Origin of the sequence: Paenibacillus sp. FSL R7-0297, assembly GCF_038009025.1 — a bacterium.
In the GTDB taxonomy this organism is placed as follows: domain Bacteria; phylum Bacillota; class Bacilli; order Paenibacillales; family Paenibacillaceae; genus Paenibacillus_AQ.
Map to the genome: position 1 here is coordinate 6,707,721 of NZ_JBBPAQ010000001.1, position 13,588 is coordinate 6,721,308.

At 53.3% G+C, this 13,588-nt stretch carries 13 protein-coding genes; 5 read left to right on the plus strand and 8 right to left on the minus strand.

Translation table 11 applies throughout. The features are described 5' to 3' along the window. Positions 1–107: 107 nt before the first annotated feature. Positions 108–479 carry a PTS sugar transporter subunit IIA gene (locus MKZ24_RS29155; protein WP_340789274.1) on the minus strand — a complete coding sequence of 124 codons (372 nt, stop codon included), beginning with the start codon at positions 477–479 and terminating at the stop codon, positions 108–110. Between the two features lie 190 nt (positions 480–669). On the opposite strand from MKZ24_RS29155, the gene MKZ24_RS29160 reads away from it, so the two are divergent. After that, positions 670–1,524, plus strand: a complete 855-nt coding sequence (locus MKZ24_RS29160; protein ID WP_340789276.1) for a CPBP family intramembrane glutamic endopeptidase — start codon at positions 670–672, stop codon at positions 1,522–1,524. A gap of 355 nt (positions 1,525–1,879) precedes the next feature. Here the strand turns inward: MKZ24_RS29160 and MKZ24_RS29165 are convergent, their stop codons facing one another. Beyond that, complete coding sequence (locus tag MKZ24_RS29165; protein WP_042241912.1) at positions 1,880–2,548, minus strand: YukJ family protein; 669 nt, start codon at positions 2,546–2,548, stop codon at positions 1,880–1,882. Positions 2,549–3,159: 611 nt separating this feature from the next. On the opposite strand from MKZ24_RS29165, the gene MKZ24_RS29170 reads away from it, so the two are divergent. The 3 genes from MKZ24_RS29170 to MKZ24_RS29180 all read left to right on the plus strand — a co-directional run bounded on the left by MKZ24_RS29170 (position 3,160) and on the right by MKZ24_RS29180 (position 5,724). Then, positions 3,160–3,741, plus strand: a complete 582-nt coding sequence (locus tag MKZ24_RS29170; RefSeq protein WP_042233971.1) for an LOG family protein — start codon at positions 3,160–3,162, stop codon at positions 3,739–3,741. Then, positions 3,728–4,093: a helix-turn-helix transcriptional regulator gene (locus tag MKZ24_RS29175; RefSeq protein WP_042233970.1), complete on the plus strand. Its 366-nt coding sequence runs from the start codon at positions 3,728–3,730 to the stop codon at positions 4,091–4,093. The genes MKZ24_RS29170 and MKZ24_RS29175 overlap by 14 nt, the downstream gene beginning before the upstream one ends. Before the next feature lie 125 nt (positions 4,094–4,218). After that, on the plus strand, positions 4,219–5,724 hold the full coding sequence (locus MKZ24_RS29180; RefSeq protein ID WP_340789279.1) for an amidase: 1,506 nt from the start codon (positions 4,219–4,221) through the stop codon (positions 5,722–5,724). Between the two features lie 242 nt (positions 5,725–5,966). On the opposite strand, the gene MKZ24_RS29185 is transcribed toward MKZ24_RS29180, so the two are convergent. From MKZ24_RS29185 to MKZ24_RS29195, 3 genes are all read right to left on the minus strand, one after another. Continuing rightward, a complete protein-coding gene (locus tag MKZ24_RS29185; protein ID WP_042233961.1) occupies positions 5,967–6,422 on the minus strand; it encodes a GNAT family N-acetyltransferase in 456 nt (151 codons plus the stop codon). A gap of 558 nt (positions 6,423–6,980) precedes the next feature. Further along, positions 6,981–7,838, minus strand: a complete 858-nt coding sequence (locus MKZ24_RS29190; protein ID WP_042233960.1) for an AraC family transcriptional regulator — start codon at positions 7,836–7,838, stop codon at positions 6,981–6,983. Positions 7,839–7,862: 24 nt separating this feature from the next. Beyond that, positions 7,863–8,591 (minus strand): DsbA family protein, encoded by a 729-nt coding sequence (locus MKZ24_RS29195; RefSeq protein WP_042233957.1) that lies wholly within the window; start codon positions 8,589–8,591, stop codon positions 7,863–7,865. Positions 8,592–8,886: 295 nt separating this feature from the next. Between MKZ24_RS29195 and MKZ24_RS29200 the strand changes: the two genes are divergently transcribed. Next, a complete protein-coding gene (locus tag MKZ24_RS29200; RefSeq protein ID WP_340789284.1) occupies positions 8,887–11,745 on the plus strand; it encodes a glycosyl hydrolase family 95 catalytic domain-containing protein in 2,859 nt (952 codons plus the stop codon). On the opposite strand, the gene MKZ24_RS29205 is transcribed toward MKZ24_RS29200, so the two are convergent. Genes MKZ24_RS29205 through MKZ24_RS29215 form a run of 3 tightly spaced genes read right to left on the minus strand, consistent with a single transcriptional unit; the run spans position 11,717 to position 13,587 of the window. After that, positions 11,717–12,004, minus strand: a complete 288-nt coding sequence (locus MKZ24_RS29205; RefSeq protein WP_340789286.1) for a glycoside hydrolase family 2 protein — start codon at positions 12,002–12,004, stop codon at positions 11,717–11,719. The genes MKZ24_RS29200 and MKZ24_RS29205 overlap by 29 nt on opposite strands. 18 nt (positions 12,005–12,022) lie before the next feature. Beyond that, the gene (locus MKZ24_RS29210) at positions 12,023–12,376 is read right to left on the minus strand and encodes a hypothetical protein (protein ID WP_340789288.1); all 354 of its coding nucleotides are present in this window, start codon (positions 12,374–12,376) and stop codon (positions 12,023–12,025) included. Between the two features lie 44 nt (positions 12,377–12,420). Then, a complete protein-coding gene (locus MKZ24_RS29215) occupies positions 12,421–13,587 on the minus strand; it encodes a glycoside hydrolase family 2 protein (protein WP_340789290.1) in 1,167 nt (388 codons plus the stop codon). Position 13,588: the final 1 nt, after the last annotated feature.

Here is a 13,588-nt window from a genome sequence, read left to right on the forward strand (position 1 = left end):
CGAGCTTTCCTGCGGAAAGCTTTCAGGCGGACGCTATCGCTCCTAGAGTTCCAAACTTCCCTCCGTTACTAATAGCCTTTTGTTTGGATGAAGCGGATTCTGTAACCTTATAGCTCAGCGTTCAGCACCGGTTCGCCGAATGTTACTTCGCCCAGCTTAAGCGGCAGAATCTGCTTATAATCAGCCGTATTGGTAACGACCATAGCGGTTGTAATATCATAATTCTGTGCAATTTGCGCCAGATCGAAGGTGAGCAGCTTGTCGCCAGCCTGAATCGGATCACCGGCCTGCACATGCGCTTCGAAGAATTGGCCGCGCAGCTTCACGGTGTTGATCCCGACGTGGATCAGGAGTTCCATGTCGTCAGTGCCCCGGATAACCATAGCATGCTTGGTTCTGAAGACATTCATTACGGTACCGCTGCAGCCAGTTAATACCGCCGGACAATCCGTCTCCGACGAAGGTTCCCAGAGGTCCAATCGCGATCAGCTTATGCCCATAGCAGCGCTCTGTTTATGACTGGCAGGATGATGGCAGTGCAGCGGTGTGACCTCAATGACGTCTGTGACTGTTGTGACTTCTGTGACAGTGAATCCATTGCATAGCCAATATAGTAATAGAGAGGGATTTACTGGTAAATATTTCTTCATCCAAAGGAGTGTTACTTATATGCAGCTTAAGACAGGGGAAAATGCAGGGATTTTTACAGGAAAACGTATTTCAGCCAGGTTTATCGTTGGCCTTATTATTCTGGAGATTATTTTCGCGATGACGGTGAACCTCCTTTTCTTTGAAAAGGGGACCTTCGATGACATTAACCGGCTGACACACGGGTGGATAAATGCCACGTTATGCGCGGGACTGCTTGGTCTCATGGTAATTGTCATTATTTATTTATGGGCAATGGTCCGGATTCCGCTGCGGGATCTGGGACTGAGACGGGAGAAGCTGCTGGCCGGATGCCTATGGACATTTGTGTTCTGGCTGGCTGTCAATGTAATGAGTACCTGCATCAATCTCATTGCCGGTACAGCACTTACATGGAATCAGGACCTTGCCGACATTCCGAATCTGTTTCTGGGCGCTTTGCTTGGACAATTGTTCGGCAATGCCTTGCTGGAGGAGATCATCTTCCGCGGCTTCCTTTTTGTGCAGATCCATCATTGGTTGTCTGGAACGGGTAAGCCTTCCTCCCGCATAGTTAAGGCGATGGTCATCTCGCAAACAGTCTTTGCCCTCATGCATATTCCGAACCGGATTTACGGCGGACTTCACGGAATGGAGTTTGTGTATGATTTTATCCAGCTGGTTATTCTCGGGATGCTGTTTGCACTCCTCTATGTCCTGACCCGGAATCTGTTCATCGTAGTGGGCGTCCACTCGCTGCTGAATGTGAATCTGGTAATCTGGACGGGCAGCTACGCCACAACGGCTTCGCTTACCTGTATGGGCTTTGCTATCGGAATTCTTCTGCTGCTGCGGAGAAAGAAGGTACATAGCCGGAAATCCGTGATACATTATTGAAGGTTTAAATGTAAAAAAGCAAGACCTTTGCAGAAGAAGCCGCAGGGTCTTGCTTAATGGGTTCTAATTACCCGGGCGAACAGGCTCTAGTGCATTTATCTGGGATACCGCGTAAGTCAGCTAGGATTTGCCCCGTACGGCTTGTAAAGCTCCGTTCATCCGGTTCCCTAGATCTCGCTCCAGTTTCTCATCCTGCTGAGCAATGTATTCTTTGTAGCGGTCCTTTATAGTCTGAGGATTGTCACCAGAAATTCCACGCATGCCTTTGTACTGCTGATTCAAGAATATCCACATAAAAACGGATTTGATTGTACGTATCCAGAAGATACTTGATATTTTGCGATTCCACTTTCGGCTATCCCGACACTTGTGCAGACTTTTGGGTCAGGTGATTGCATTCACTTACCGGACGCTCCATATGGCCCTGGTCATCTGTGCACCAGGATTGCGACTGGAAGGCGAGGAACAGGCCGAGCCATTTGTCCTCCTGCTCAAAATGAATCACAATTCCGCCATCCTGCCAGATGCCGTCGTCTGCTCTGTATTTTTTAACGTTCCCTTGATTCATGTGGATATTGTGAATACCGCCCGGGAAAGGTTCGCCGTATACATAGATTTTGGCTGTTTCATCCTTGATGGCACGTTGCAGATAAGCATCCACTTTCTCATTCAAGTCATTATCCGGACCGTCTTCATTGTATCGAAGTGCGATCATCTTGGAGGGGTCAAACAGTCCGCCACGGATGTAGTCCAAGGCAAATTCATCACGGTTGGATTTACCAATTTTAGTAACCCCGTCCTTTAAACTCTGCAGGTGGGTAATCTGCTCAGAATTAAATTTATCTCCGACCAGATAGAGCAGCTCTGAAGGCTCCTCAGTGGATTGAACGTTGATGGCCAATTTGTATTCTCTGCCGGCAGCCTCGACTACTGCATGATAATGCGGGGTGCTGTCACCTGTGGGTGGTGCAGGTATTCCTCTGATGATCTTTCCTTTTAACACTCCGTATGGATTCAACGGCATAATAATCGCTCCTTTTTTGTGTGTAGTTTGTGTTGTATGTGCTTGCTTCAATCGGTCAAGTGCCCATTTGGTTTTGGACATATCCTGCTCGAGCAGCAGATTAGCCTCTTTGAATAGGGTCAAGGAAAAGCTTGAATTCAAAAGACATTCCTTCGGGCATGATTGAACCTCCTTGTCAGGGTGCGGATTATGAATATGGTTCAAATCCGGTTTATTGTTTCTCCAATACTCAGCCAGCAGCTCCGGTGCGGTCAGAAAGAGCAAGCCATTGCCTTCAGCTGCTTTGGAACTGCCCGGCGGCAAAGTACATCTGACAATCTGCGAATATAACTCACCTTCAGTTAACTTGCGGTTGAATTGGGATTCACTTTGATAATAGTTAAGCACAAGGGCTAATGCCTCGGCAACATAGGGAGAAGACATCGAGGTACCTGACCCATAAGAACTTCATATCGGGCCCGTCCATTAAAACCATCCGCAAAGGAGCGGTTAAACATTGAGCATATCCTTCTACCACACGATATCGTGTGGTATCTTGGATGTAGATACACTGGTGCAACATCGTCACAAAGTTATTTTCAGATACTTAGGCAAAGGAGAGTCAGCATTATATGAAGAGTATCGCTGTTTTTTGCGGTTCGAATGACGGCGCTTCGCCCGTCTACAAAGAGTACGCTGTTGCTCTGGGCAAAGAGCTGGCTGCACGGGGCATCACGCTGATCTATGGCGGAGCTACTGTCGGCTTAATGGGCGCTATTGCAGATAGCGTCATGCAGGCGGGGGGACGCGTGATCGGGGTTCTGCCCCATTTTCTCAAGAAAAGAGAAATCGAGCATACCCGTCTGACCGAACTGATTATGGTGGACTCCATGCACGAACGGAAGCTGAAGATGTCTGAGCTTGCCGATGGATTCATTGCCATGCCGGGCGGGCCGGGCACGATGGAGGAATATTTCGAGATCTTTACGTGGGCGCAGCTCGGTCTGCATCAGAAGCCCTGCGGGCTGCTGAACGTCAACGGTTACTACGATCCGCTGATTGCCCTGTTCGGCAACATGGTCCAGGAGAAGTTCATGCAGGAGAAACAGCATTCCATCATGCTGAACGATACGACTGCGGAGGGAATTCTGCAGCAACTCGCTGATTATACCCCGCCTCCGGTGAAGAACTATCTCACGGATGAGCGGACTTGATTGTTTCCTTCCAGCTGCGGGCTTACCGCGCACCATATGGATTCATCAGAATTTCAGCCGCTCCTTCACCGTCCAGGAGCTTGCTGATGCCCATAATATGAGCGTGTCCGGCTTGCATCATAAGTTCAAAGCCATTACGGCAATGGGACCGTTGCAGTATCAGAAGCAGTTGCGCCTCCAGGAAGCCAGACGGCTCATGCTGAGCGGTTCCATGGGTGCCACGGCTGCTGCCATGGAAGTAGGCTATGAGAGTGCCTCGCAGTTCAGCCGCGAATACCGCAGACTGTTCGGCCTCCCGCCGCTCAAGGATATCCAGGTTGTGCGAAGAAGCATCGACCCAGGTGAATTCTAGCAGACCATTGGGAAGTCTGGCGCTCCCGAAGTATACTAGAGAAGCTGGTCCCGTCTATTCTCATTATCCGCAGAAGCATCTATAGCGATATAGCCTGCACATCCTGCAAGAAAGAGGTTATTCACATGTCGTTGTCTTCTTATTCCGCTTATGATGCTCTAGGGCTTGCCGCTCTTGTCAAGGCACGCGAAGTCTCACCCCGCGAGCTCGTGGAAACCGCCTTCGCCCGGCTCGATGAAATGAATCCGCTGCTGAATGCGGTGGTGCGTACCCGCCGGGAGGCAGCGCTGAAGGAAGCGGATGAGATGCCGGTCCCTGATGGCGACACTTCCCGGCCGTTTGCCGGCGTACCCTATCTGCTGAAGGATATCTCCCAGGCGATTGGCGGAGAACCGCTGACCTCGGGCGCCATGCTCATGAAGGACAATATTCCCAAGCGGGACTCTAATTACGTCGCCCGTATCCGCCGCGGCGGCTTCATCCCGCTGGGACACACGAATACGCCGGAATTCGGCCTCAAAAATATTACCGAGCCGCTGCTTCACGGCCCGGCACGCAACCCCTGGAACCCCGCCTATTCCCCCGGCGGTTCCAGCGGCGGGGCTGCGGCGGCCGTAGCCGCAGGGATTGTTCCGGCGGCCGGAGCCAGTGACGGCGGCGGCTCCATCCGCATACCGGCTTCGTTCACCGGCCTGTTCGGACTGAAGCCGACGCGCGGGCGCACGCCGGTCGGCCCTGGCGTCGGCCGCCAGTGGCAGGGCGCGTCGATCGACTTCGCCCTGACGCGGACTGTGCGCGACAGTGCCGCGATGCTTGATCTGCTGCAGGTGGTGCAGCCGGAAGCTGCTTTTCAGACCCCGCTGTATCCGGGGGTCTATCTGGATGATCTGCTGAAGCCTGCGCAGCAGAAGCTGCGGATTGCGTACACTACAGCTTCACCGGTGGGCACACCGGTATCAGAAGAAGCTGTACATGCTGTGATGAACACTGTAAAGTGGCTGGAATCGGAAGGCTATGCGGTCGAGGAGAAGCTGAGTCCGGTTAACGGGGTCAGACTGATGGATAACTACTATACGATGAATGCCGGTGAGGTATCGGCGATGTTCCTGTCGCTCGAGAGCGGTATGGGCCGCACGATTGCGGCAAGCGAAGTGGATATTGTTACCTGGGTGCTGGCCGAAGCCGGTAAACAGGTCTCAGCTGCAGAATTCGTTCACAGCCTGCATGAATGGGATATGGCTGCCGCGCAGATGGCGGCGCTGATGGACCGGTTCGACCTGTACATCACACCTGCGAATGCGGATTCCGCACCGAAGATCGGAGAGCTGACCCAGACGTCTGAGGAGATTCAGAAGCTGCTGGAGGTCAGCAGTCTGTCCAAAGACGCTCAGCGCCGGATGATCTATGAGATGTTCGAGCCCAGCCTAACCTATACGCCTTTCACCCAGCTGGCGAATCTGACCGGTCAGCCGGCGATGAGCGTACCAGTGCATCTCACGGCGGAAGGCCTGCCGATCGGGGTTCAGGTCATGGCCTCCAAGGGACGCGAGGATCTGCTGCTTCAACTGGCCGCTTGTCTGGAACAATCGCCGCTCTGGGTGGGCATGCAGGGCAATCCGCTGTTTGCCTGATAGGACTCGTTAAATGAAGGATGCCCGGCAGGCACAATGCAATAGACTGCATTATGCTCGTCTGTCTGCCGGGACACCTATCTCCTGAGCAGGAAAAGCTTCTGCGCTATCCTCTGAGGTCGATTTTCTGCAGAGTATTCCAACTGCCAGATAGATGAGAAACCGTCTAATATCTATCTTTTAATCCCGTCCTTCATCCCTCACTGTCCAGTATCTCTCCGCAAAAACAAGACTGTTCTCCATCACTTCACCGCCAGCCGCAGACATCTCATATTAGAGTACTCATAACCCGCAGCTTCATAAAAATGCAGCGCCCGCGCGTTCTCCGCATCGGCCAGCAGGGTGATCCGCAGAAAACCATGCTCCTTGGCGTAAGCAACAATGCCGTCCATGAAAAACCGGCCGCTGCCCTGCCCGCGCTCATCTGCCGCCACAATGAAATCCTCCAGTATGATTACCGGCCCGCCTTCAAACGTGCTGAACGCAAACACCAGATTCACCATACCAGCCACCTTATCTCCCCGCTTGAGCAGCAGCAATTGACCGCGTTCCGGATGCTCCAGAATCAGCCGCAGCCCTGCCCTCTGCTTATCCCGGTTAGCCGCACCGGCGAAGTCTTGCTCCATTCCAAACAGCTCCTGCAGCAGCAGACACATCTCTTCAAGATTCTCTGTGCCAGCTTCGGCTATCATCAGCATAGTCCCGTTTCATCTCCGCTATTATTTTATTTAGCTTGGCTTAAAACCTCTGAGTTTGCTGATAATGCCGTGAAGGTTGAGCCCTTGCTCCCATCATAAATGCTGCTAATGGATTCAACTGTGACTTTTACCCTCCGCAAGAGACGGCTGCCCCGCCTAACAATGAATGATCTTGAAAGACCAAGGACCGGCTGATTGCAGAATGTACAACAGAAGCAGAGTAAAAGACTCCCCAAATCACATTCTATTGCATTAGGTACAGCAGAATTTAGGAAAACGTCCGATATGGGCTGAAATCCGAAAATCTAATGTACAGAATGCAATAGAAGGCAAAAATAGAGCCATTCCCCCTTATTCGGCTGTACAATATGCAATAGAATTCTGCCGTAACCAGAAACAGCAGGCGCCATGGACACTGTTTCGTCCATGGCGCCCGCCTTAATATCTGAAGTCATTCCAGTGCACTTGTTAATCGACGTTACTTATACGGGCCTAAGCGGCGCTTATCCCCACAGGACAAGTGACGGCTTTGCAGTCTTATTAAAGGGCGGTACCATTTCAAAGCACTCGGAATTCCCGCGGGGTCAGGCCAGTCATCCGGTGGAAGAGACGGGAGAAGTAATGGAGTGAGCTGAAGTGGTTTTTTGCGGCAATCTCGGTGATGCTCAGCGGGCTATGCAGCAGGTCTTCCTTGGCCCGGTTAATCCGGAAGCGGTTCATATACTCCACTGGCGAGACCCCGGTGGATTTGCGGAACAGCTCGAAAAAATGCCCTCTGCTCAGGTGAAGACTGCTGTAGTAAGCTTCGAGCGGCTTCGGTACATCATGCAGCAAATCCTGCTCCATCTGCTCCAGCAGTCCGCTGATCCTCCGGTCCGGAATCGGCTGGCCGCTCAGCAGCAGATGCAGCAGATCATCAACAAATTCCTGGAAATGACGCTGGATGGTCAGATTGCGGATGAAGGTCTGCTCATTGTCGAACTCCCCTGCCTTATAGAACTTCTGAAACCGCTCAGTCCACCCGCGCAGCAGCCCCACGTCCATGAACTGCGGAAGCGGATACGGGAAAAGAGGACCCAGCATCTCCTGCTGCAGCTGCTCCGGCTTATAACAGATCGGACAGGCCCAGTCAAAGCGGCCTTCCCGGTCCACATGATGCCAATCGAAGTAGCAGCACTGATGAACCATCGGATCGGCAGAGTCTGCCTGCCATTCATGAAGCTGTCCGGGCGGAAGATGGATCAGCATTCCCGGACTTACCCGGAGCGTCTGCCCGCCGGTCAAGAGGATGCCGTGTCCCTCGCTGATCAGGTAGACCGAGCTCATATAGCAGATTCTCGGGGAGCTGGATTGTCCTTTGGCAAAAGGATAGCGGGTAGCCAGATAGACATACGGATGTATAGCGGAAAAGTTCATACCGTCTCCCCCCTTCCGCAGCGGTTACTCTGTACCGCTGGAAGCCTGCGCGGCTTCAATGGCAGCAGCGAGCTCCTCATAGGATGCCGTCTGCAGCAGCTTGCCGTTCACCATAAACTTCGGAGTACCGTTCACTCCGTAATTCCCCGCTGTTTTGAAATCCTCTTTGACCGGTAGCATGTACGTATGGGCCTGCAGATCCTTAGCGAAGCGGTCATAATCGATGCCGCTGATATTGTCCTTCACAAAATCAAGCATAAACTGGGGTGTAGCCCAAATCTTCGTCTCATCCCCCTGCTGATCGTACAGCTTGCTCATAAAATCCCAGAATTTATTGTTGTCCTGAGCAAATACCGCTTCTCCGGCACTCGCTGCCATGATTGAATCGCGGTCAATGAAAGCAAAATTTGTGAAGAACAGCTCGGCTTTACCGGTATCGATGAATTCCTGTTTGAACCGCTCAAAATAGGTCTCCTTCCACTTTTTGCAGGCAGGGCATTTGAAATCGGCAAATTCGATCACCTTGGCTTTGGCTGTGCTGCTGCCCAAATGCGGCTGCTTCTCATATTTCAGACCGTTTGCATCGAAGTCCCCGCGGATTTCCATATAATTGGGCAGTCCCTCCAGTCCGCCGGCCGCTTTGGACCGTGTCAGGAAGGCCACGGATACAATGAGCACCAGCACACTGATTACAATAACCGAGACTGCGAACCCGAAGCTTTTCTTTGTTTGTTTTGCCTTCATTTTAGCCATCGCTGTTTATCCCCCTAGAACAAATAGACACCGCTTATTGATAGCGCTTTCTGACCTGAATATAAGCCGTTGTCTGCTCATCGTAAAGGTACATTTGCGGCAGCAGCGTACCTTTCCCCTGTTCAGGCCTGGCCCAACAGCCCGGCACCAATTCATCCGCCGATCGTGCAAAAACCGGACCCTCCGCTAAATACTTTCCGGAGGGAATCGCCTACGATTTATGCAGGAAAACCATATAGATAGTTTGGCGTATTGGAAGTATAGGTGAGCACTGCTTGGAGGAGGCATAACTATTATGAAAAAAACTAAGGTACCACCGGTGCCAGAGGGTGCGGAAGCGGCGAATACAGAGGTGGTGGAGCTTGGGATGGCCGGGGCGGTGGCTGCGGCAGTGAGTGCTGGGGCGGTGACTGCGGAGGCGGCAGATTCTATGGCGGTCACTGTGGTAGAGGCTAAGACGGAGGCTGGGGCGGCAGAGGAGAAACCTGGACCAGCAGCAGGTTATACAGCGGCGGGCGGTCAGATTCATGCCCAGGAGCAAGCCAGCCGTCATAATATTAACTTCCGCGGGCCGGCGGCAGATTTCTTCGAGGGGGCACTGCTTGGTAACGGCGGGCTGGGTGTGGTGGTGACCACCCGGCCGGATGCGGTTATACTGCACTTCGGACACAATAATGTCTGGGATATCCGCATTGCCGAGCATCACGCAGAAGAGATCATGACTTTCCAGGAAGTGTACGACCGCTTCACTGCGCTTCCCGCTGACCTTCCACAGCTTACGGACAACCCGTGGTACCGGGAATACTGCGAAATGGCCGGAGACAATTACAGCAAACCTTATCCGCGCCCGATGCCCTGCGGCTCGCTGCTGCTCCGGTTTGACCGGCGCCGGGCTGAGGTGCTGGGTCACACGGTGCATATAGGCGAGGGACGCTGCACGGTTGATTTTCTAGTCGGCGGTGAACCGGCGGTATTCGAGCTGTTCGTGGAGATGGAACAGGATAGGCTGTGGATGTCTGTCATAGATACGGCAACCGGGGCGCAGCTCCCTCTGTTCCACGAAGCCAGACTGATCCCCGATCCCAAAACGCCGCAGGAATTCCCTCCGGCACACTGGGATGATGCTGCGGCTGGCCGGCTGTCTTTTACACAAATTCTGCCGCATATGGAGTTTCCCGCTTCGCCCTATATTCCGCATGAGCGGGATAAGGCCTTCCGGCTGGCGCTCCGGCTACCGGGAGCAGAAATAATCAGCGGCAGTGACACTGCCCGCCTGGACATCTCAGTGAACTCCGGCGGATTCCTGGCCTGCGCAGAATTGCAGGAGGGCTTTGCAGCACAGATAGGGGCTGAAGGAGCGGGCGTTGAATCTACAGCCGCAGAGGCGGAGGATGCCGGACCTGCAGTTGAAGCTGGAACTACACCTGGAGCAGGACCACGAACAGTAACCGAAACTGGGCCTGAAACCGGACTCGGATCTGAAGCTGGCGTTCACCTTATGACTGACGTTGTACCTGTATTTGGAGCTCAGCCTGAGTCTGGAGCCCGGGCCGGAGCAGAACCAGTAACTGGAGTTGGTGTAGCAGCTGTTATGGGTTCACCTACACGCACCCAGTACAACACTGCACTGCTAGGGACCCGGGAAGCATGGCGAAATTACTGGGGACATTCGTTCATCGCCTTGGAGGATGAATTCCTGGAGCGGATCTGGTATCGTAATCTCTACTTCCTGAATTGCTCCGTCAAGGCGGGGATCACCTGCCCTGGCCTGTTCGCCAACTGGAGCTATGGTTCCATCGGCTCGGAATGGCACGGAGACTACCATATGAACTACAATACACAGCAGCCGTTCTGGGTGACATTCTCCAGCAACCATCTGGAGAAGCATCTGCCTTATGTAGACATGGTAGATCATGTACTGCCGGTCAGCCGCAAGTGGGCGCGTGACTATTACGGTCTGCCCGGTGCCTATTTCCCGCATTCAGCCTATCCTGTTGAAATGAGCATGATGCCTTACCCTGTTCCGCATTGGGGCCGGGAAATATGTGAGACCCCGTGGACTGTACAGAGCTTATGGTGGCATTATCTATATTCCATGGATAAGGAATTCCTACGCAATCGCGCCTTCACGCCCATCAGGGAAGCCGTCTTGTTCATGACTGCTTATATGAAACGTCCCGAAGTAAATAACCGTCTCCGGGAGGACGGCTGTTATCATATTTTTCCGACGGTGGTGCCCGAGCTGTATGAGATCACTCCGGGATTTGCCCGCAACAGCGATTGCCTGATCGACCTGACGCTGACCAAATTTATCTTCCGGGCGTTCATCAGCGCTTGTACAGTTCTGGGTGAGGATGAAGCAGAAGCAGCTCTGCTAACCGAAGTACAGGATATCCTGAATCACTTCCCGGTATATCCGGCAGCCCAATCCGCTGAAGGCCGTGTATTGGTGTCGGTGGCAAGCGAGGACCCGGAGACTGTCTACAACGTCCCGGTTCCGCTGACCACGGTATTCCCCGGCGAAGAGCACGGCCTGCATTCTCCGCCCGTAGAGTATCAGATTGCGGTGAATACTTACCGGAATCATCTGAATGAGGGCGGGAATGAGCTGGTGTTCCAGTCCCTGGCCGGAGCGCGGCTTGGTATCCTTGATCTGGAGCGCTTCAAGCGGCAGATCTCCTACTGCCTGCTGCCGAACGGCACCTGCACAGACAAAGTGCTGATGAGCGGCGGACGGTACTCCGACACTGACGACTTCAGCTACATGTCGCGTATGGGCATCTGGTTCGAGAATTTCGCACTGCCCGCCGTTATCAACGAGTGCCTACTCCAGAGCTATAACGGCGTGCTGCGCTTCTTCCCTAATTGGCCGGAGCAGCAAAGCGCAGAATTCCGTAGCCTGCGAGCGGTAGGCGGGTTCCTGGTCAGCGCGTCCATCCGGGCAGGTGAAGTGCAGCAAATCGAGGTGTTCAGTGAAGCAGGAGCTCCGTTATCCTTCTATATTCCTTGGGAGCAAGGGGCCGAATGCACCCGCTCCTCCGGGGAAGTGCAGACGCACACAGGTCCTGCCGGTATGATGCAGACTACCGCCGGGGAAACGATCCATATGGTGAAGCGGGATCTGCCTAGATATCAAAGACAGAACGGAGACTAAGCTGACCGTATAGCTCTTCTGCTGTCCTGGAGCTGCTGAGAGCTTTCTTGGCAACTGTAACGGTTCTTGCAGCGCCGCCCGGCATGTCGAAATAGTTGTCGCTGAAGATGGCGTCCGTTTGCTTGAAATCCAGCGCTACAAACCGGGCATAAGCCTTGGATTTCACCGTGATGACGAACCTGTCTTTCTCCTCATTCCCCGTGTTGTTCTTCTGATGGGAATCCATCACAAAGGAGAAGATATTGCGGTCCTCCGGCAAGGTGAAGCTCTCGATCGTCTACAGGCCTGGAAAAGACTGAAGTCCGAACTCCGACATATAGCGCGGATAGAGCTTCCGGTAGTCCGTAAAGGGTTCCTTTCCGTGCCACACTCCCCAGTAGTGCATGTCGCCGTAATTCTCGTCATTCGGCTTGTCAAATCCGCCCTTGGAGGACGGCGAAGCCCGCCAGTAGAATGTATTCGGATCGATCACCCGGGCAATCGCTGGTAGCAGCACCTCATATTGCTTGATATAATCCGCCTTAAGCTGTAGGGAGGTAACATTTTCCCAGTTCCATTCGTCCCAAGCCAATTCCTGCTCGTTGTTGCCGCACCACAGACCCAGCGAGGCATGATGGCGAAGACGCTTCATATTGTCGATGGTCTCATGGGTGATGTTCTCCTCGAATCCCTCGGTCAGCGCAAAATAAAGCAGGCATACAGATGATCCTGCCAGACGATGAGGCCATATTCGTAGCAGAGATCATAGAAATAATCATCCGGGTAATATCCGCCTCCCCAGACACGGATGGTGTTGAAATTAGCGGCAACGCAGCTTTGAAGCAGACGGTCTGTCCGTTCACAGTTCGTGCGTGCCAGAAGGTTGTCTTCCAGGATATAGTCCGCACCCGTGGAGAATATAATCACCCCGTTCACCTCAAAAGCAAACGATTCTCCCCACTCGTCCTCTTCCTGCTTCACCGTAATCGTTCGGAGCCTGATCCGCAGCGTCTGCTGATCGAGTACTTTCCCTTGCTGGTTCAGAACAACCTCTACCCGGTACAGCGGTTGTCCGCCCAGATTATTCGGCCACCACAGCTCAGGCTGATCAATACCCAGCCCGATATGAAGATCTGTGCCAGCCTTCTCGGACACACGCTGCTCCAGGACTTCCCCCGATGGCGCGTGGACGCTGACCACAATCTCACGTTCGGCGGCAACCCAGCCCTCTGTTCTTACCCGGACATCCAGCGAGACCCGGCCCTCCCCGTGAGTTTGCGTAATATACACATCCTCGAGGCGGGCACTGTTATAGCCCTGGATGGAAATGCTTCTCCAGATGCCCATATCAGGCAGCTTCGGACCCCAGTTCCAGCCGAACATGGAATGTGCCTTGCGCAGGTGGGAGATCCCCTCGACCGCATCGGCACAATTGACCAGCTTCAGCTCCGCCTGTTTCCTAAGGGAGTATTCCATGGGGGAGCGGAACACCGCATGGATGGTATTGTCACCGGGAATCAGTGCAGCCTTGATATCCGTTTCATATGTCCGGTGCATATTGTCGCTGTTCAGAATCAGCATCCCGTTCAGGTACAGCTCACATAGGGTATCCAGCCCTTCGCACCGCAGCACCACACGGTCATGTGCCAGTATACCGGTATCGATCTGAAACGTACGCCGGAATTCATAATCGTAATTGGATAATTTCAGAACCCCGTACTCCTGCTCGCGGTAGAACGGGTCTGGCATTGCTCCTGCATTCAGTAAATCATGATAGACAGATCCCGGCACACTGGCTTCCAGCCAATGCGGACCCTCAAGCCGCCTCATTTTCCATTTGCCTTTAAGATCAACAAGCTGCATT

Bases quoted from the DNA above. Each gene is read 5' to 3' on its own strand.
- MKZ24_RS29200 (WP_340789284.1), top strand. From the start codon at position 8,887: ATGAAAAAAACTAAGGTACCACCGGTGCCAGAGGGTGCGGAAGCGGCG.
- MKZ24_RS29160 (WP_340789276.1), top strand. From the start codon at position 670: ATGCAGCTTAAGACAGGGGAAAATGCAGGGATTTTTACAGGAAAACGT.
- MKZ24_RS29175 (WP_042233970.1), top strand. From the start codon at position 3,728: ATGAGCGGACTTGATTGTTTCCTTCCAGCTGCGGGCTTACCGCGCACC.
- MKZ24_RS29170 (WP_042233971.1), top strand. From the start codon at position 3,160: ATGAAGAGTATCGCTGTTTTTTGCGGTTCGAATGACGGCGCTTCGCCC.
- MKZ24_RS29185 (WP_042233961.1), bottom strand. From the start codon at position 6,422: ATGCTGATGATAGCCGAAGCTGGCACAGAGAATCTTGAAGAGATGTGT.
- MKZ24_RS29180 (WP_340789279.1), top strand. From the start codon at position 4,219: ATGTCGTTGTCTTCTTATTCCGCTTATGATGCTCTAGGGCTTGCCGCT.
- MKZ24_RS29195 (WP_042233957.1), bottom strand. From the start codon at position 8,591: ATGGCTAAAATGAAGGCAAAACAAACAAAGAAAAGCTTCGGGTTCGCA.
- MKZ24_RS29215 (WP_340789290.1), bottom strand. From the start codon at position 13,587: ATGCAGCTTGTTGATCTTAAAGGCAAATGGAAAATGAGGCGGCTTGAG.
- MKZ24_RS29165 (WP_042241912.1), bottom strand. From the start codon at position 2,548: ATGCCGTTGAATCCATACGGAGTGTTAAAAGGAAAGATCATCAGAGGA.
- MKZ24_RS29210 (WP_340789288.1), bottom strand. From the start codon at position 12,376: ATGAAGCGTCTTCGCCATCATGCCTCGCTGGGTCTGTGGTGCGGCAAC.
- MKZ24_RS29190 (WP_042233960.1), bottom strand. From the start codon at position 7,838: ATGAACTTTTCCGCTATACATCCGTATGTCTATCTGGCTACCCGCTAT.